The organism is Avibacterium sp. 21-586 (genome assembly GCF_026226775.1).
GTDB lineage: Bacteria > Pseudomonadota > Gammaproteobacteria > Enterobacterales > Pasteurellaceae > Avibacterium.
The window spans coordinates 724,814-743,379 of sequence record NZ_JAKKOD010000001.1; the positions used below are offsets into that span (position 1 = coordinate 724,814).

Below are 18,566 nucleotides of genomic sequence, written 5' to 3' on the forward strand. Positions count from 1 at the left end.
TCTCACCGCACTTTTAGGCTTCGCCTCTTTGTTTATACTCAGAACTAAAACTTTTTGGTACCAAGAATAAGGCAGGAACCACAAAAAGTGCCATTAGTACAAAGCTCATTTGTGCTGAATAAGGATAAACAATCCCTGAAATAAAGGTAAATAATGCCATCATAATGCAACTGGAACTAGCAAAATATATACTCTGTAATTTTGGAATCATTTCACTTGGCTGGGAAGTAATATAACGAATAATAGCTAAATGTCCCATTGCGTAAGTAAACGCATGCAGGATCTGAGCAAGCATTAAGAAGCTAAGATCCGTTGTGTAAGCAATTGTTAGCCAACGAATAATGGCGGCTGTTGCAGAAAAAAGCGTTAAATAATGAATTTTCCAATTTTTCAACAGGCTCTTAGAAAAATAGAAAAAGATAATTTCTGCAATGACACCTAAACTCCACAACAAGCTAATTGATGAGGTGGTAATATTATTTTCTGACCAATAAATCGTACCATAAGCATAACAAGCTGCATGCGATCCTTGAATTAAGGCTGTCGAAACAACCATTCTTAGGGTGATTGGATTTTTTAATAGATCAGAATAACGTATGGAAGATATGCTTTTTTCCCGTTGCTCTTCTTGAAATCGCTGAGTGGGATTAAGGCTAATTCCCAATCCCCAAAATATCAAATAACCAATAATAATACCGATAATGGCACTCTCTCCAAGCCAGCCAAGTAAATAACCTGCTGTCATTGACCCCACAACAAACGCAAAGGATCCAAATAATCGGCTTTTTCCATAATCTATCCCTAACTGACGATGCCAGCTTGCCGCAATGGTATCGCACACTGGCATAATTGCCCCATTTAGCATATGAAATATCGCCAAAATAGGCAGCAATAACCACAGAGATTGTACCGCCCAACTTACACCAAGTAAGACAATAACACTTAACCAAGTAAGTAAACGGGTTAATGGAATGAGTTGGTCAAGATGGCGTAAATTTTTGGTAAAAGCAATCGCCCCCGCAAAACGACACAAGTATCCCAATGAAATCAAACTACCAATTAATTCCATATCATAGCCATATTGCTGCAACCAAATCGGTAGAAACGGGACGATCACGCCATAAGCACAATAAAAACCAAAGAAATTAAAAGATGACCACTGGAAAGGAGTAAGTTTTTGCATAATTTATTACAATAAATTTAAATTTCGCTATTATACTTTTGCATAGTGAATATCCAAAGGAAATTATAATGAGAAAAGTGATAAAAGTTACTGTAGTAATTGATGTATAACCTTTTGGTAAACACGAATTACGGTGCACAGCTAAAGTAGAGATGAAACTTTATGTTCACTATTCAACCAAAAAAGCACAATATTATTCATCGATACTTGCAAAAAACAAAGCATTGTCTAGTATTACAGAAAAACTCAATAGCATTGATTATAAAAACACTTCAGTTTTATTACTCGGTCAGTATCATGCTCGTCTAACTGTCGCTTATCAACGGTTACAAAACGCAATGTTTGTATCGTCTATTGATACATAAATATGTCAGAAATTGACGCAGAATAATTCTACGATTAACGGTTTATATAATTAAAATAGTTAATCAGACGCTGACTTTGCTATATGACGAATTTTCACGCAGTGAGAATATTCCAGCCACAAAGGGAAATTACCCCTAATGGCAATTGAATAACAATAATTTTATAGGGAGAAAGTATGCAGAATTATCAAATCTACACAGCTTTTGGACTTTATCTTGTTATTATTTTAGGTATTGGAATATACGCCTATATTTCCACCAAAAATTTTAACGATTACATTTTAGGCGGCCGCAAAATGGGTAGCTTTGTTACCGCAATGTCCGCCGGTGCCTCAGATATGTCAGGTTGGTTGTTACTTGGGTTACCAGGGGCAATTTTTCTCACTGGCTTGTCGGAAGCATGGATTGCCATCGGCTTAACTGTAGGGGCATATCTAAACTACCGTATTGTAGCAGGGCGTCTACGGGTTTTCACCGAACATTATGGCAATGCACTCACGTTGCCTGAATATTTTGCTATGCGATTTCCCAAACGGGCAAAATCGCTAAAAATTCTTTCTTCTTCAGTAATCTTGTTTTTCTTCACCATCTACTGTGCCTCAGGTGTCGTTGCGGGGGCGAAATTATTCCAAAGTTTATTAGGTATTGATTACAGCACAGCCTTAATTTTTGGTGCACTGGCAACTATTACTTATACCTTTATTGGCGGTTATTTGGCGATCTCGTGGAGCGATACCATTCAAGCCTCACTAATGATTTTCGTTTTATTGCTTGCCCCAGTGATGGTGTTACTCAACATTAGCTGGGAAGACATCACCCTTGCCCTAGAAGCAAAATCACAACAAACAGGAATCCCTTATTCCAACTGGCTTTATAATGTATCAGGCATTGGCGTAATTTCTGCCCTTTCTTGGGGATTAGGCTACTTCGGCCAACCGCATATCTTAGCCCGTTTTATGGCTGCCAGTTCTGTGCAAGCCCTAGATAAAGCACGGGTAATAGGGATAATTTGGATGCTCCTATGCTTAAGTGGTGCTTGTGCAGTGGGTTATTTTGGCTTGGCTTATTTTGAAGTAAAAGGTATTACTTTATCATCTGCAGAATCCATTTTTATCGAAATATCTAAAGCTATTTTTAATCCTTGGATTGTAGGGATTGTATTATCCGCTATTTTAGCAGCAATTATGAGTACACTATCTGCACAATTTTTAATGTGTTCTGCGGCGATTACTGAAGATTTCTACCACAGTTTTTTACGTAAAAATGCCTCAAGTAAAGAGTTAGTCTGGGTTGGCCGTGCAATGGTACTGCTTATTGCAACGCTGGCTATTATCATCGCTCAAGATCCAAATTCCAAAGTTATGGGACTAGTATCCTATGCTTGGGCCGGCTTTGGCGCAGCATTTGGCCCTCTGGTGATTATTTCCTTATTTAACCGCAACATCACTTCCAACGCTGCATTATGGGGAATGTTAGCTGGTGCAATTACGGTGGTAATCTGGAAACCACTAATGAATACGCTAAACTGGAAAGATATTGCAAATTTATACGAAATTATCCCTGGTTTCTTAGCTTGTTCTTTTGTTACACTTACTTCATCAATTTTTTCTCCCGCAGATAAACAAATTGCAGAAAAATTTGATCACGCAGTGGAAAGCTTTACTAAACAGTAACTTCTTATAAACGATAAAGGCTAATCATTTGATTAGCCTTTAGATTACTAAAATAAACTTAGAATGTTAAATAGGGAGCAATTTTTTCAATAGTACCCGCACCAATTCCTGAAATATTCGATAATGCTTCTACTGATTGAATTTTGCCAACTTTCTCACGGTATTCAACAATAGCTTTTGCTTTAGCTTCACCAATTCCTGAAAGGTTTTGTAAAGTTTTCACATCTGCTTTATTAATATTGATTTTTTCACCCATATAAGATTTTGATTTTTCCGCTAAAGAATTTACTTTCTCTTTTGTTTTATCTTGGATAAATTGCTTACTGTTTTTATCTTTCGATGGTTTATCAATTAAAGACTCTTTGACAGATTTGGCTTTATTTTTTACCGCACTTTTGCTTTCATTCGATTTATTTTTTGCCTTATCTATTTTTTCACTTACTGATGATTTTACCGACTTAGCCTTTTCTTTTGCCGTATCTTTTACAAGATGTGCTTTGTCTTTTACTAAATCTTTAGCTTTTTGCATATTCTCTTTTGTCATTGACTGTGTTGCTTTTACAGCTTCCTTTGGGGAGGACAACGAGTTTTCTGCCAATGCGACACCTGAGGTCACAACTGCAAAACTTAACACTAATACTGATCCTAATGATTTCATCTTAACTCCTTAAGTAGAATGATTTTTATAAAATTGCTTATACTTATAAAATAACATTATAAGAAATCTACAACAAGTTATACTAATTTAATGCTATAGATAACACTGTTAGTGCATAGATTTTTCAAAAAGTTCCTTCACATAATATAAAATAAAGAATTTTATAAAATTGATGCTTCACCAACTATATTCAACTCCTTTTCTGAATAAATGATTTCACATAAAGTATTATCCTCCCAATCTGTAAAATAATTTTTAATTTCTTTAAAAAAAGGTGAAGTATTTTTTATCTCAAATACATCTAATCCCTTTCTCACAGTAATCCCTTTTGAAGTTAAAAATGCTTTATCTTCAACCAAAAAAATATCTGAATATCTATATTTGAGAATCATTTCCTTAAAAATTCAATTTCTCATCATTGATAATATTTTTATAGTCTAAAAGATAAAGAAAATCTTTGTAGTTTTTAGGAGCATCTATCCAATTGTTTGAAATATTGACCGGAGTTTCTTTTTCTTCATATTCCGTTTTTCTTTCTGGTTGTATTATATCTTTTATAGTTAAAATATTAACAATACCCTCATCTTTGAAAAGAACTTCTTCCGTAATTACCTCTTTATCATCCCTTTGATATAGATTGAATTGTCGGAAAAATAGTTTGCCGTTAGGATATGCTAATGAAGTATCATTTTTTTCATCATAATATTTTCTATTATAGTTTAAGAATAAGTATCTGAACCATTCCCCATTTATATGGGTTAGAAAACTAATAGAAATATCTGTGAAGTAATGTAGTGATCCACTAAATTAGCAGTCCCTGATAGGTTTTTTTCGCTAAAATTGGCGGTAATCCTTGATTATAGCTATGCGGTCTCACCCTGTTATAGTAAAACACATAACGTTTAATATCTTCCTTAGCTTCATCTAAGGAAGAATAACCGCCCTTTAACATCCATTCATATTTAAAACTTCTAAACCAACGTTCCAGCGGCGCATTATCCCAACAATTTCCTCGGCGACTCATACTTTGTATCAAACCATGCTGTTTCACACATTGTATAAACAACTCACTCCCATAAATACTGCCTTGGTCTGAGTGAAACAACATCCTCCTCGTTCTCTCCGTTGTTAGCATTGCATGATTTAAGGCGCCAACCACTAACATTGAATCATGCTGTTTCTGTAATCGCCAACCTACTACTTGACGGTGCGCTAAATTCATTACCACTGCCAAATAATGCCACTCCCCCTGTACCTTTAGATAAGTTGTATCACCACATAATACCGTTGTCTCTGAGGTTGGATTAAATTGCCGATTTAACACATTATGAAACAATGTGGACGCTTTCTCTAATGTACCTTGACGCCAACGTTTTTGTGGCTGTTTACTGACTAATCCCTGTTGTTTCATGAGCTTTCGAATTAAGGCTAATCCTACCTCAATCCCCTTACTTTTTAATCTCGCCTTTAAAGTCCGCTTTCCTGCTGAACCCCGACTTTCATCAAATAACGCCTTTATCTCTACCGCCAAGCCTAAATGCTTATTGGGCTTAGCTTTTTGCTTTCTCTGAGCATAATAAGCTCGTTCTGAAAGAGAAAATAGCGCACAAACACGTTTTATTCCATATGATTTTAATGTCTTCACCGCTTGATAGCGTTGCGCTCGAGTGACATGAAAATCACTGTAGCCTTTTTTAGGATTTCTTTATCCTCTTCAAGTATTTTAATGCGTCGCTCAAGCTCTCGTATCCGTTGTTGCTCGGGTGAAAGAGGCTTAGTTCCTGGTAATACATAGCCTTGTTTTTCTGCTTGGACTTGTTTTATCCAACGACGCAGGGCTGTTTCGCCTATGCCTAATTCTAAACAGGCTTGGGCAATAGAGTAACCTTGCTCGGTGACTAATTTTACTGCGGCCACTTTGTAATCTGGGCTAAATGTTCTTCTCATTTTAGTGTCCTCTTTTTGTGATAGTTTACCACCTATCTAGGACTGTAAAATTAGTGTACCACTACAAGATATAAAAAGAGATTTATAAGAAAAATTGTGAGCGTTTTCTTTTTATTGGGGTTACCCCCCTATTATAAATAAGAAAACGCTCATTCTATGAGCTATAGAATAGTTCTGAACCTATAATAACTTAGATTCATTATATTTTGTTAGTGCATAAACTGCCCATACTGCAGCTGGCAACCAACCGAATAGCGTTATCTGTAAGATCAAACAAATAATACCAGAAAAAGGTCTACCAATGGTAAAGAAAGTAAGCCATGGCAATAATAATGCAATAATGATTCTAATCATAAATTTCTCCATCTATATGCAATAAAACTTGTATATTATACTAAATTCATCAATTTTTTTCAATCTAAATTTAGTTCTCAATAAAACACTGCTATGGCTACCCTTCATTATCTAGTATATAGAAAAAATAAAATGAATACTCAATTTTTATGATTGTATAACGAAGAATTAGTATAATATTTATTTAGATAATTTGTCACTTGACTATTCTACCTAACTAAATTAGATACTAAATCCCATTATTAATAATGGGATTTTTCATTCAATCTAAATTGATAATTATTAAATAGTACAAATTATTTAGTAATAAAAAAATACAACACTAAAAATAGAACATAACAGGATTTTAAGTATTTAATCAAATCGACATAGCTCTTCTCAAAGAAGAGCTAAAATTCATTATATGTGCGATAAACTAATATAGGAAGCTTTATAACTATATACAAACCTATACGAATATAGTCATCAAAAAGATCTGGATTCATCAAGATATATCTATCGAACAGATCTTTTTTATATTTAAAAAAACACTCTCAATCCTGCACCAATTTTACGATCATTCTCCTTATCGTTACGCAAATATCTTGCACCCTCTAACCAAGTGACCACATTTTTATGCAGTTTATGTTCTATCCCTAAACTATAAATATTGCTCGTGCTATCTGTCTTATTCGGTGTTTTTACTGTGCCTCTCAGATATTGAGCATACAAGGCGGTAGGTTTTGCAAGACGGTATTTGGTGGCAATCATAACGTAAGTTTTCTTTGTCTTATCACCCAATTGCGGTGTTTGGTAAGTTTCACCATAATTAGCCGCCGCAGAAAAATCGTTATAGCCTAGAGTGAAAGCCACTCGCCAAGATTGCTGTGTTTGCTCAATGATCTGCTCATCTCGTTTGAGATTGTTTTTATCAAAGGAGTATGCAACCCGCCCGCCTAAATTTAGCTCATCGGTTACTTTTTTACTATATCCTAAATAGAAATCATAGCCATATTTCTTACCCGTGTTGTTCTCTTTTAAATCACGGAAAATATAGTCTGTCCCCAAAACCCAACCATTCAAATTAGCGGAACGTAGTTTAATAACCTTTTTCCCTCCTCCTGTTACGTTATTATTTTCACCAGTCAACCAAGTATAGTCACCTGCCTTAGCAGAAAAACCATTGGTTCGCTGTGTACCCAATGTTAATGTTCCCACGCCCTCTTTTTCAATGCCAGCATACAAATATTCCGTAAAAAGCTCTATGTCTCCACTCTCTTTTAGCTGTTTTGTTTTTAGACGGAAATAGGCTAAGGCAGAATAGCCATTTCCTAATTGATGTTTAATTGAAAAATCAACATTAGAGGCGTGATTTTCTAATGTGGTACGCTGTGCTTTTGCATTTACTAAGCGAACACCAACCCAACCACCAATCGAGAGTTTACTGCCCTCCTGCTCATAAATTGTGGTCGCCTGCACTGCACTTGCACAAAGTGCGGTTAATGTTAGTGCAATAAGATGTTTTTTCATAAGTGTCTCCTATTAAATATGACGAGTGTATTTCAATGGACGAGGATACGCATCAGCGATAGCCCATAACTTTCCACCGTTTAAAGTGATCTGTAAGGCGTAAAATTTGCTGCTATCCAGTTTGTCATAAGGGGCATTTTGCCAACTTAGCTCATACCAGCCATCTGCACTTTTGCTTAGCACGGATTTATCCGCTTCAAATCCCTCTTGCTGCACTTTGCCGTTGCGATCTAACAATGCGACTTGACAGCTTTCACCCGCATTTAGTTCTAAAAGTAACCGCACTTTTTTCTGCGGGAAGTTCAATCCTTGTGTGGTGATCACGCAAGGTTTAGCTGGATCACGCGCGGTATAATAGGCAAATTTATCTTTTTCAATATAACCTCGACCAAGTGCAGTTTCTCGCCAACCAGTATGTTTACCTTTACCGCCCATATAGTAGAAAACTAACTTATTATCTTGTTCTAAAGGTAGGGCTGAGAAAATCACATTACTATCAAACTCCCCGTCTGGATAACCTTTCCCTTCACTACCGTGTGGAATAAAAGTGGAATCATCATCTGGAGCACAAGGGATAAAACGATCTAACGTGGTCGTCCAGTGCAACTCAAGATCAACATTATCTTGTTGTTTCAGACTATTATCACCATCACGGAAAATTGAGGCTAACCCGAGATAAATCCCTTCATATTGAAAAACAGGCATTGAGTAAACTTGGTCAAAAAAGCCTCGACCTCGATGCAACTCTTTTGGTGGTGTCCAGTGGTAAAAGTCTTTTGAACGAGAAATTGCACTGACACGGATATTGTTATCCCATAAACGTGTAATCAACACATACTCATTGGTGCGAGGATCAATAAATACCGAATTATGGCAATCTCCGCCTGGTACTGGCGATTTACTCTCTTGTGGCCAAACTTGTAACTCGCTAAAATGAATCCCATCTGCCGAAAAAGCGACACATAAATTTGCCTTACCTTTTATCTCTTGTAAGGTAATCAATTTATAACGGCGGCTTGGATCACGCTCTTTTGCATCATATAGCACACCCGTTCCTTGCACATCACGCAAAATAAGGTTATTGTCTTTCGAGCCTTCAAATTCAACCAAGCCTAAATTTGGCTTCGTCCAATGAATACCATCTTTTGATTCTGCATAGGCTAACCCTGTTTTACGTCCCTTAATCACATAAGGTCCTTTTTTGCGTGCTTCTGGTGTGGTATTTAATGAATGATCATCTTTCACAAATAGCGTGTAATAGAGACGGTAAAGTTTGGCTTGCGGATCGTAAATTACATTAGGATAGCCGTTATCGAAACGTGGCTCCCACAATTTGCGTGGCGTTTCAAATTGTCCTTCAATTAATAACGCCCCTTGTGGATCTTTATGAAATGTTCCCATCTTAACAATACAGTTAGACATAATATGGCCATTCCATAATCCCGTATCAAAAGCATAGAATTTATTCTGCTGGGCAGGATCAGGCAGTGCAGGAAAATCACTTGTGTTTAAACAAGTAGTTTGTTCTGTTTGATTAGCAAAAGAAAGATTAGGTAGGACACTCAGTGCAGCGACACCACCCGCTAACGAAAAAAGTTGGCGGCGATTTAATTCAGGTGCTATGTTTGTTTGTTTGTTTGTTTGTTTGTTTGTTTGTCATATAGGTTACCCCCTAGTGGTTAAAAAGATACAGTTATGTTAAGTAACATACTGAAAAAAAGATGAAAATAAAGTTTGAATTTTTAAAAATGTGATCTAACTCGCAAAAATAAAGCAAAACTCCAATATAAAAATAAAAATAAAAAAAAACACCAAAGAAAAACTCCCCCCTCCTTTAGATAGAATAAAGTGCGGTAAATTTTGTTAAATTTATACTCAAAAACCCAAAATACGATACAAATTACAAGCAACTTTAATAAAAAATGATTGCAACAAGAAGCAATCTAAGGTATATCTTTATCCCGTCTGTAAAATTTTTGTTAATTTTGGGACTCACAACATCTTATCGGTGAACTTTAACTATCATAGATTCGCCTTTAATAGGAATTTAATATCCAAAAGGAGTAAAAATGAAAAAATTATTAAAACTCTCTCTTATCGCGGGCCTAGCAGCCACCTCTTTTTCTGTGCAAGCGGAAGATCAGTTTGTTACCATCGGTACAGGTGGTCAGACTGGGGTTTACTATGTGGTTGGTCAATCAATCTGTCAATTAGTGAATCGTGATACCGCAAAAACTCATATTAAATGTAACGCACCATCAACAGGTGCTTCTGTGGCAAACTTAAATGCAATTGCGGCAGATCAAATGGAAATGGGCATTGCGCAATCAGACTGGCAATATCACGCTTACCACGGTACTAGCTCCTTTGCGGGTAAGAAAAATGATAAATTGCGTGCAGTGTTCTCAATTCATCCTGAGCCGTTCACCTTAATGGCGCGTGATGATGCTAATATTAATTCTTTTGATGATTTAAAAGGTAAACGCGTGAACGTTGGGGATCCTGGATCTGGTACGCGTGCAACAATGAACGTGATTTTGGCAGCAAAAGGTTGGACAGACAAAGAATTCAAAGTAGCGTCTGAATTAAAACCAGCAGAGATGGCATCTGTAATGTGTGATAACAATCTTGATGCGATTACCTATAACGTAGGCCACCCAAATGGTGCATTAAAAGAGGCCGCGGCTTCTTGTAATGCTCATCTTGTTCCTGTAGCTGGTGAAGCGATTGATCGTTTAGTGGCAGCAAATCCGTACTATGCCAAAGCAACTATTCCAGGTGGGTTATACCGTGGCACAGATAATCCAGTGGAAACTTTCGGGGTATATGCGACCCTAGTAACATCTTCAGATGTACCTGATGACAAAGTTTACACCGTTGTAAAAGCAGTGTTTGACAACTTCGATCGTTTCAAACGTTTACACCCAGCCTTCGCTAATCTTAAAGAAGAAGAAATGATTAAAAACGCACTTTCTGCGCCATTACACGAAGGTGCAGTGCGTTACTATAAAGAACGCGGTTGGTTAAAATAATCTAATCCTAACTATTTAGGCAGGCTTAGCCCTGCCTTTTTCCGTTTTCATTAGCTTAAAATTTTTCGGGAGATTCTATGTCAGAATCCACAAAACAAATGGATTACGATGATCTGCAAGATATGGTCGCCTCCAATGATTCAGGCGGGCGCAATCCAACTGGATTTAGCAAGAAACTGATTGTAATCACAGCAATTTTATGGTCTGTGTTTCAACTTTATTACACCTCCCCTTTACCATTTTGGTTACAAGAAGTGGTACGCAATTGGGGATTAGATATTAACGTGGTAATCGATGATACCAAAGCAAGATCGATCCACCTTGCCTTTGCGTTATTCTTGGCCTATTTATCTTTCCCAGCCTTTGCTACTTCACCTAAGCATCGTATTCCGTTGTTAGATTGGTTTTTTGCCACCCTTGGGGCATTTTTAGGTGCATATTACATTTTCTTCTATGAAGGCTTGGTAACACGTTTTGGCGCGCCAAATACGCAAGACATTATTGCCGGTTGTCTAGGCGTGTTATTGCTTTTAGAAGCCTGTCGCCGTAGTCTTGGCTTACCTTTGGTGATTATCGCTAGTGTATTTTTAGCTTATAACTATTTTGGACAATTCCTACCAACCGATTGGATCATCAGCCACCGCTCAGGCTCACTTGCACAAATGGTGAACCAACAATGGGTAACCACTGAAGGCGTATTTGGTGTGGCATTAGGGGTTTCCACCAAATATGTGTTCCTTTTTGTATTATTTGGTGCGTTGCTCGATAAAGCCGGTGCCGGTAACTATTTCATTAAAACCGCTTTCGCTTACTTAGGGCATCTGCGCGGAGGGCCGGCAAAAGCTGCCGTGGTTTCATCAGGCTTAACTGGGCTAATTTCAGGTTCATCTATTGCTAACGTGGTAACCACGGGAACCTTCACCATTCCAATGATGAAACGCGTAGGCTTTTCAGCAGAAAAAGCAGGTGCGGTAGAAGTGGCTTCATCAGTAAATGGACAAATTATGCCACCTGTAATGGGGGCTGCGGCTTTCTTGATGATCGAATATGTCAATATGCCATATAGCCAGCTCATCACCTATGCTGCACTGCCTGCACTGATTTCTTACATAGCATTGGTTTATATCGTGCATTTAGAAGCATTAAAAATGAACTTGCACGGCTTGCCAAGAACCGATCCGCCAAATCCATTCTTAGTCACCTTGCTAAAATTGGTCAGCACCATTTTAGTGGTGATCGGCTTAGTAATTGGTGTGAAATTTGGCTTAGGCTGGTTGAAAACCGTTGCGCCTGATCATAGTTTCTTAATCGTTGCGGGGCTATTGGCGTTGATTTATCTCGCTTTAATTCGCCGTGTGGCACAATTCCCCGATTTAGAAATTGATGATCCTAATTCACCAGTGGTAAAACTGCCTTCCGCCAAACCAACGGTAAATGCAGGATTGCATTATTTAATTCCTGTTGTCGTGCTAATTTGGTGCTTAATGGTCGAAATGCTTTCACCGGGGCTATCTGCTTTCTGGGGAACAGTTACCTTGATGATCATTTTAGTCACTCAGCATCCGTTACTAAACTTCTTCCGTAACAAACCGATCACGAAAGATCTGTTTAAACAAGGCGTTGATTCCCTTGTTGATGGTTTAGAAACAGGCGCACGCAATATGATCGGTATTGGCATCGCCACAGCAACAGCGGGAATTATTGTCGGAGTGGTTTCACTCACTGGTTTTGGTGTACAGCTTTCCGGCATTATCGAAATGCTCTCAATGGGTAACATCTTACTTATGCTTATCCTTGTGGCGATATTCAGCTTAATTCTAGGAATGGGCTTACCAACCACTGCCAACTATATCGTGGTGTCATCTTTAATGGCGCTAGTTATCGTAGAAGTGGGTAAACAAAATGGCTTAATCGTACCGCTGATTGCTGTGCATTTATTCGTGTTCTACTTCGGGATTATGGCAGATGTAACCCCACCTGTGGGGCTGGCCTCTTTCGCTGCTGCGGCAGTATCAGGTGGTAGCCCAATAAAAACAGGTTTAGTGGCATTCTTTTACAGCCTAAGAACGGCAATCTTGCCATTCTTGTTCATCTTTAATACGGATCTGTTATTAATTGATGTGGGCTGGGCAAAAGGCATACTGGTTGCGGTGGTGTCCACCATTGCCATACTCGCCTTTACTTCCGCCACAATGAATTATTTCATCACTAAGAATAAAGTGTGGGAAACCCTTGCCCTTATTTTTGCGGCATTTATTATTTTCCGCCCTGGCTTCTTTATGGAATATATTTCGCCAACGTCTTATCATATTGAGCCAGTTCATTTGGCACAAGAGTTAGGAAAAGTGCCAGTTGATGAAAAAATTACCGTCAAAGTGGCAGGCACCAATCCTTATGGAAAACAAATTGAGTTCTATTCTGAACTCAGCGTGCCAGAAGGAAAAACCGGTGAAGAGCGCCTGAATAAACTCGGCTTAACCTTGCTCAATACAGGTGAAACCATTGAAATTGATGGCAACACTACAGAAAAAGTAATTATTGATATGGTTGAAATTGATTCTCCTGCCGCCAAAGCAGGCTTAAATTGGGATCAAACCCTACTCGATATTTCTTTACCAAAAGTGGCTATCGCCAAAGAATGGATGTTCATTCCAGGCTTGTTGATTATTCTCCTTGTTGGATTTAATCAACGCCGTAGAACGAAAAAGCAATAAAAAATTGACCGCACTTTGCGCTTAAAGTGCGGTCAAAATTTTATGAAATTTCCTAAAAATGTAAAACGCAGAAACCGCAACCCAGTAAAAGGATCTTATTATGTACAACAAACTGCTTATCGCCATTGATCTAAGCAATCTCAAAAGCGCAAAATATGTGGTGGATACCGCCCTTCAGCTCACCAACCACAATCCTAACGCTATTTACCGTGTCGCTACCATTATCGAACCGATTGACGACAGCTTTATCTCCGCGTTCTTACCAAAAAACTTTGATAAATCCGTCATCGAAGAAGCTAACAAAACCCTACACGACTTCACTAAAGCTCACTTTCCACAAGGCTCAAAAGTTCAGCATATTGTCGCTCACGGCACGATCTACGAAGAAATTAACCGTATCGCCGATGAAAAAGAAGTGGATCTGATCATTATGCTCGCCAGCAGCAAACCTAATGCCAAAGGATTAAGTAGCAACACCGTAAAAGTGGCGCGCCATGGCAATAAACCAATTTTAATCTTACGATAATTGTAATAAATCAGAAAAAGCGGATATGTCCGCTTTTTTATTACAATATTTTCTCTCTAAATAAAAGTATATTGTTAAAGTATAGCTTCTAGATAACCACAAAACCTGTTTAAGCTAAGATATCTCAGCGAAAAAATCGTCTAAGTATTCACTAAGAAAGAGAAAGCCTAGTTAGCACCGCAATAAAAACAAACCTACAATAGAACATCATAGGTTTGCCATTAATCTGATTTTTTCAAAATAGAAACGTTTTTTCTTATTAAAATACAGAAAAATTATGCATAAACCGGCAAACGTTTACAGATGTCTAGCACTTTCGCTTTTGTTGCTGCGATAACGTCTGCTTCGTTTTCTTTACCCACAGCATCAAGCACATCACACATCCAGCCTGCTAGCTCTTTCACTTCCGCTTCTTTAAAACCACGGCGAGTAACTGAAGGTGTGCCTACACGAATCCCTGAGGTGATAAACGGTTTTTGTGGATCATTTGGTACAGCATTTTTGTTTACCGTAATGTTTGCTTTGCCTAATGCGGCATCGGCGGCTTTCCCGGTTAAACCGTGGCTCACTAAATCCACTAAGAATAAATGGTTTTCTGTGCCGTTAGACACCACGTTATAACCACGCTGTTTAAACACTTCCACCATCGCTTTTGCGTTTTTCACTACTTGTTGCTGATAAGCTTTAAACTCTGGCTCAAGGGCTTCTTTAAAACACACCGCTTTGGCTGCTATAACGTGAACCAATGGACCACCTTGACCAGCGGGGAAAACGGCGCTGTTTAATTTTTTGTAAAGCTCTTCATCACCGCCTTTGGCTAAAATCAAGCCACCACGCGGACCGCCCAAGGTTTTGTGCGTTGTGGTTGTCACAACGTGGGCGTGCGGTAATGGGTTAGGATAAACCCCTGCTGCAATTAAGCCGGCAACGTGCGCCATATCCACGAATAAATAAGCACCCACTTCGTCAGCAATCTCACGCATTTTCGCCCAATCAACTACTTGAGAATAGGCAGAAAAACCACCCACGATCATTTTTGGCTTAACGCGTAACGCTTGTTCACGCAATGCGTCATAATCAATTACGCCTTCATCGGTGATGCCATATTGTTCTGCGTGATAAATTTTGCCAGAAAAGCTCACTGATGCACCGTGAGTTAAGTGACCACCGTGTGCTAAGCTCATTCCTAAAATAGTATCACCAGGGTTTAACAATGCCATATAAACAGCGGCATTCGCTTGTGAACCAGAATGCGGTTGTACATTCGCATAATCTGCGCCAAATAATTCTTTTGCACGATCAATAGCCAGTTGCTCAAGAATATCCGCATATTCACAACCGCCGTAATAGCGTTTACCTGGATAACCTTCGGCATATTTATTGGTAAATTGAGAACCTTGCGCTTCCATTACACGTGGGCTGGCATAGTTTTCTGATGCGATTAATTCAATATGCTCTTCTTGACGACGATTCTCATCTTGGATCGCTTGCCATAATACGGGATCATAATCAGCGATATTCATACTTCTTTTTAACATTGTGTTTGTCCTCTTATAAATATGATTATTTAAGATTTAACTAGTTTAGCCTTTTTTCACTATCTTGTAATGAAAAATTAGGCTCAAAATTTTCATTGCGATGATGAATATTATTCATATCCTATGATTGTCGCAATTCCTTTTTACAATTATTAATATAAAGCGAGATATCTTCTTCTTGGTAACCAAGCAATTTACCAATTTCTCGTTCTACCATAGGATCAAAGTGTCCTATACTTTTCTTCAATAGTTGCTCAAGCTGTCCTGCATATTTTTGATGAACAGGTCTAAATAGAATAAAGGCTCCCAACTCTATTGGAGTCTGCTTATCTTGAGGAACTAAAACAAGATAATTACAACGCCCCCCCCCCGTTCTATATAAGGTAAAAACGTACCTGGAACTCCCATATCATTAAAGAAAAGTGCTAACATTTTCTTTTTCGATAACATTAACTCAAGCTCTATTCCTTCGTGAGGGCCAATTTTTCCTTTACATATCATAAACTATGGTACAGCTAAAATGCGGCAATTACATAAATCATCGCTTTCAAACTCGGTCATTTCTCCTGCTACTTTATTAGGAATAGGGAATAACCTGACGGTAAGGGGCTTATTTAAACGAAACGCCATTGTGCCAGTATCACTCATTAATCCTGCGATTTGTTCAATGGTTGTCTCACCTGAAATTGGTACAGTATCTAAACCAATGCCGCATACGGCACTATAAGTGAGTAACGCTCGAATATCAAATTGCGATCTTTTTGTGCCTTCTGCTAATCCTAAATCTTCCGTTACGGCTAACATTAAACCCGAAAAGCCAACCAAATTAACATTTTTGATGGATTTGAACACGCGAGTGAGTAATTCAGATACCTCAACAGTGCCTGCTGCACCAAAATAAGGCACACCAAGTAATTCATAAACTTTTGTCATTGAATGGCAATTTTTTGATGGTGCTGCTGAGCTATCAAAACCCGCTAAGCTAAAATGACCAGATAACGCAGATTTTACGGCATTTTGCACTTCATCAATGTGATATTGCAAAGCTTGAGACATTGCCACACTTGCTTGATGAAAGAACTGTTGGCGATTTTCACTACTTGGTAAATTTTCTAGCACATCCACTAATAAATCAGGAGTTTCTAGCCCAATTACCACAGCATTATCTAACTCACTGCGATGATAACCTGCGGGGAAATAAGGAATAAAAGGTTTACAATTAAAGTTCACGGTAAAATTAAAATTGCCTTCACCGCGTGGAGTTAATTCTGCAATTTTTTGCACCGCACTTGCACAATCTAATAATAAATCATAATTTAGAAAGCCATTTTCATCGCGTTCCACATTCACGCAAGCGTTACATAAATCACCATAATCTGCGATTAACTCTGGTAATAAAGCAATCTCTTTTGCAGTTTTTGCCTCACCAATCGCAAAGCGAATACGTAATCCACTCTCATTTAATTCATTGAGCAAAGTTTTAAGCAAGGCTAAATCACGCTTTGCCGTATCAATGCTGGTCAAATCCAAATACTCCGTAAAAGGGTTGGTGATAATACGGATAGACTGAATTTCATAACCTTTTTGCTGAATAGCTGGAATAAGTAGGTCAAATTCCGCTTTCGCAATTTGTAGTTGTTGTTGCCATTGTGCTTTATCTTTAGTTAGGGATAAAAACAGGCTGATTGCTCTCACGCGGCAAAGTGATTTATCTTGATACATATTTCTCCTTTTTCTTATTACTTCTCTATTATGACTTCTCGCGCGCAATAGCTCTCCAGCCAATATCACGGCGGAAGAAACCTCCTTGCCATTGAATTTGTTCAGCGAGTTTTAATGCTTTCTGTTGAGCATCAAGCACAGAATCACCTAATGCGGTGGCACAAAGAACGCGGCCACCATTAGTCACTAACTTACCATTTTCTTCACTCACACCAGCAAGGAAAACTTTTTCATCCGCTTGCTCAGCGGTTGGTAACCCTTGGATTTCATCACCTTTGCGATAATCCGCAGGATAGCCTTCTGCAGCAAGCACGATGCCTAGCGCGGCTTGTTTTTTCCATTGCGATTGAACTTGATCCAGCTTCCCTTCGCAGGCTTTTAAGCAAAGTTCCACCAAATCAGAATCCAGTCGCATCATAATAGGTTGCGTTTCAGGATCACCAAAACGGCAGTTAAACTCAATGACTTTTGGCTGACCATTTTTATCGATCATCAGACCTGCATATAAAAAGCCTTTATATACATTGCCTTCAGCCGCCATTCCTTGCACGGTTGGATAAATAATTTGCTCCATTACACGTTGGTGAATTTCAGGGGTAACCACAGGGGCTGGCGAATAAGCGCCCATTCCGCCTGTATTTAAGCCTTTGTCGCCCTCACCCACACGCTTGTGATCTTGGCTTGTTGCCATTGGCTCAACATTTTTTCCGTCCACCATTACGATAAAACTGGCTTCTTCGCCATCTAAAAATTCTTCAATCACCACGCGTGAACCTGCATCACCAAAGGCGTTACCTGAAAGCATATCTTTAATGGCTTCCTCTGCTTCCGCTAACGTCATTGCCACAATCACGCCTTTGCCTGCTGCCAAGCCATCTGCTTTAATCACAATCGGCGCACCTTTTTGGCGAACATAAGCAAGGGCTTGTTCCACATCTGTGAAGTTTTGATATTCTGCCGTTGGAATTTGATGACGCGCTAAGAAATTTTTGGTGAATGCTTTTGAGCCCTCTAGCTGAGCGGCGGCTTGGCTTGGGCCAAAAATGGTTAAACCTGCTTGTTCAAAAGCGTCAACCACACCAGCTACCAACGGCGCTTCTGGCCCAACAATGGCTAAACCTACTTGATTTTCTTGTGCAAATTTCACCAATGCAGGAATATCTGTTGCAGAAATTGCCACATTTTTCACCGCACTTTTGCCGAAGCCCTTTTCTCTCGCAGTGCCTGCATTGCCTGGGGCAACAAACACGTTACTGGCTAAAGGTGATTGCGCCGCTTTCCACGCAAGGGCGTGTTCACGCCCACCATTTCCGATAATTAAAATATTCATTTTTTTCTACCCCAC

The 18,566-nt window shown here is 38.7% G+C and carries 15 protein-coding genes; 4 read left to right on the plus strand and 11 right to left on the minus strand.

The window, feature by feature from the left end; all coding sequences use genetic code 11:
* Positions 1 to 13 precede the first annotated feature (13 nt).
* Positions 14 to 1,183 (minus strand): 3-phenylpropionate MFS transporter, encoded by a 1,170-nt coding sequence (locus tag L5B71_RS03300; RefSeq protein WP_265756959.1) that lies wholly within the window; start codon positions 1,181 to 1,183, stop codon positions 14 to 16.
* Between the two features lie 541 nt (positions 1,184 to 1,724).
* On the opposite strand from L5B71_RS03300, the gene putP reads away from it, so the two are divergent.
* On the plus strand, positions 1,725 to 3,221 hold the full coding sequence (gene putP / locus L5B71_RS03305; RefSeq protein ID WP_265756960.1) for a sodium/proline symporter PutP: 1,497 nt from the start codon (positions 1,725 to 1,727) through the stop codon (positions 3,219 to 3,221).
* A gap of 58 nt (positions 3,222 to 3,279) precedes the next feature.
* Here the strand turns inward: putP and L5B71_RS03310 are convergent, their stop codons facing one another.
* The 7 genes from L5B71_RS03310 to L5B71_RS03340 all read right to left on the minus strand — a co-directional run bounded on the left by L5B71_RS03310 (position 3,280) and on the right by L5B71_RS03340 (position 9,111).
* Positions 3,280 to 3,879, minus strand: coding sequence for a helix-hairpin-helix domain-containing protein (locus tag L5B71_RS03310; protein ID WP_265756961.1), 600 nt, complete (start codon positions 3,877 to 3,879; stop codon positions 3,280 to 3,282).
* 161 nt (positions 3,880 to 4,040) lie between these two features.
* Positions 4,041 to 4,271: a hypothetical protein gene (locus tag L5B71_RS03315; protein ID WP_265756962.1), complete on the minus strand. Its 231-nt coding sequence runs from the start codon at positions 4,269 to 4,271 to the stop codon at positions 4,041 to 4,043.
* Between the two features lie 410 nt (positions 4,272 to 4,681).
* The gene (locus L5B71_RS03320) at positions 4,682 to 5,524 is read right to left on the minus strand and encodes an IS3 family transposase (RefSeq protein WP_265756475.1); all 843 of its coding nucleotides are present in this window, start codon (positions 5,522 to 5,524) and stop codon (positions 4,682 to 4,684) included.
* Positions 5,521 to 5,826 carry a transposase gene (locus tag L5B71_RS03325; RefSeq protein WP_265756211.1) on the minus strand — a complete coding sequence of 102 codons (306 nt, stop codon included), beginning with the start codon at positions 5,824 to 5,826 and terminating at the stop codon, positions 5,521 to 5,523. Before L5B71_RS03325 ends, L5B71_RS03320 begins: the two co-directional genes overlap by 4 nt.
* Positions 5,827 to 6,006: 180 nt before the next feature.
* Positions 6,007 to 6,180: a YqaE/Pmp3 family membrane protein gene (locus L5B71_RS03330; RefSeq protein ID WP_265756964.1), complete on the minus strand. Its 174-nt coding sequence runs from the start codon at positions 6,178 to 6,180 to the stop codon at positions 6,007 to 6,009.
* A 519-nt stretch (positions 6,181 to 6,699) separates the two neighbouring features.
* A complete protein-coding gene (locus L5B71_RS03335) occupies positions 6,700 to 7,689 on the minus strand; it encodes a porin (RefSeq protein ID WP_265756965.1) in 990 nt (329 codons plus the stop codon).
* A 12-nt stretch (positions 7,690 to 7,701) separates the two neighbouring features.
* A complete protein-coding gene (locus L5B71_RS03340) occupies positions 7,702 to 9,111 on the minus strand; it encodes a hypothetical protein (RefSeq protein WP_265756966.1) in 1,410 nt (469 codons plus the stop codon).
* Positions 9,112 to 9,758: 647 nt separating this feature from the next.
* Here L5B71_RS03340 and L5B71_RS03345 point away from each other — a divergent pair.
* The 3 genes from L5B71_RS03345 to L5B71_RS03355 all read left to right on the plus strand — a co-directional run bounded on the left by L5B71_RS03345 (position 9,759) and on the right by L5B71_RS03355 (position 13,961).
* Positions 9,759 to 10,721, plus strand: coding sequence for a TAXI family TRAP transporter solute-binding subunit (locus L5B71_RS03345; RefSeq protein WP_265756967.1), 963 nt, complete (start codon positions 9,759 to 9,761; stop codon positions 10,719 to 10,721).
* A 77-nt stretch (positions 10,722 to 10,798) separates the two neighbouring features.
* The gene (locus L5B71_RS03350) at positions 10,799 to 13,435 is read left to right on the plus strand and encodes a TRAP transporter permease (protein ID WP_265756968.1); all 2,637 of its coding nucleotides are present in this window, start codon (positions 10,799 to 10,801) and stop codon (positions 13,433 to 13,435) included.
* A 100-nt stretch (positions 13,436 to 13,535) separates the two neighbouring features.
* Positions 13,536 to 13,961 (plus strand): universal stress protein, encoded by a 426-nt coding sequence (locus L5B71_RS03355; RefSeq protein WP_265756970.1) that lies wholly within the window; start codon positions 13,536 to 13,538, stop codon positions 13,959 to 13,961.
* Between the two features lie 275 nt (positions 13,962 to 14,236).
* Here L5B71_RS03355 and glyA read toward each other — a convergent pair whose 3' ends face one another.
* The 3 genes from glyA to purD form a co-directional block, all read right to left on the minus strand.
* Positions 14,237 to 15,499 (minus strand): serine hydroxymethyltransferase, encoded by a 1,263-nt coding sequence (gene glyA, locus L5B71_RS03360; protein WP_265756971.1) that lies wholly within the window; start codon positions 15,497 to 15,499, stop codon positions 14,237 to 14,239.
* Positions 15,500 to 16,003: 504 nt separating this feature from the next.
* A complete protein-coding gene (locus L5B71_RS03365; protein WP_265756972.1) occupies positions 16,004 to 17,221 on the minus strand; it encodes a DUF711 family protein in 1,218 nt (405 codons plus the stop codon).
* A 28-nt stretch (positions 17,222 to 17,249) separates the two neighbouring features.
* On the minus strand, positions 17,250 to 18,551 hold the full coding sequence (gene purD / locus L5B71_RS03370; protein WP_265756973.1) for a phosphoribosylamine--glycine ligase: 1,302 nt from the start codon (positions 18,549 to 18,551) through the stop codon (positions 17,250 to 17,252).
* Positions 18,552 to 18,566 lie beyond the last annotated feature (15 nt).

Bases quoted from the DNA above. Each gene is read 5' to 3' on its own strand.
- L5B71_RS03300 (WP_265756959.1), bottom strand. From the start codon at position 1,183: ATGCAAAAACTTACTCCTTTCCAGTGGTCATCTTTTAATTTCTTTGGT.
- putP (WP_265756960.1), top strand. From the start codon at position 1,725: ATGCAGAATTATCAAATCTACACAGCTTTTGGACTTTATCTTGTTATT.
- L5B71_RS03310 (WP_265756961.1), bottom strand. From the start codon at position 3,879: ATGAAATCATTAGGATCAGTATTAGTGTTAAGTTTTGCAGTTGTGACC.
- L5B71_RS03315 (WP_265756962.1), bottom strand. From the start codon at position 4,271: ATGATTCTCAAATATAGATATTCAGATATTTTTTTGGTTGAAGATAAA.
- L5B71_RS03325 (WP_265756211.1), bottom strand. From the start codon at position 5,826: ATGAGAAGAACATTTAGCCCAGATTACAAAGTGGCCGCAGTAAAATTA.
- L5B71_RS03330 (WP_265756964.1), bottom strand. From the start codon at position 6,180: ATGATTAGAATCATTATTGCATTATTATTGCCATGGCTTACTTTCTTT.
- L5B71_RS03335 (WP_265756965.1), bottom strand. From the start codon at position 7,689: ATGAAAAAACATCTTATTGCACTAACATTAACCGCACTTTGTGCAAGT.
- L5B71_RS03340 (WP_265756966.1), bottom strand. From the start codon at position 9,111: ATGTCTAACTGTATTGTTAAGATGGGAACATTTCATAAAGATCCACAA.
- L5B71_RS03345 (WP_265756967.1), top strand. From the start codon at position 9,759: ATGAAAAAATTATTAAAACTCTCTCTTATCGCGGGCCTAGCAGCCACC.
- L5B71_RS03350 (WP_265756968.1), top strand. From the start codon at position 10,799: ATGTCAGAATCCACAAAACAAATGGATTACGATGATCTGCAAGATATG.
- L5B71_RS03355 (WP_265756970.1), top strand. From the start codon at position 13,536: ATGTACAACAAACTGCTTATCGCCATTGATCTAAGCAATCTCAAAAGC.
- glyA (WP_265756971.1), bottom strand. From the start codon at position 15,499: ATGTTAAAAAGAAGTATGAATATCGCTGATTATGATCCCGTATTATGG.
- L5B71_RS03365 (WP_265756972.1), bottom strand. From the start codon at position 17,221: ATGTATCAAGATAAATCACTTTGCCGCGTGAGAGCAATCAGCCTGTTT.
- purD (WP_265756973.1), bottom strand. From the start codon at position 18,551: ATGAATATTTTAATTATCGGAAATGGTGGGCGTGAACACGCCCTTGCG.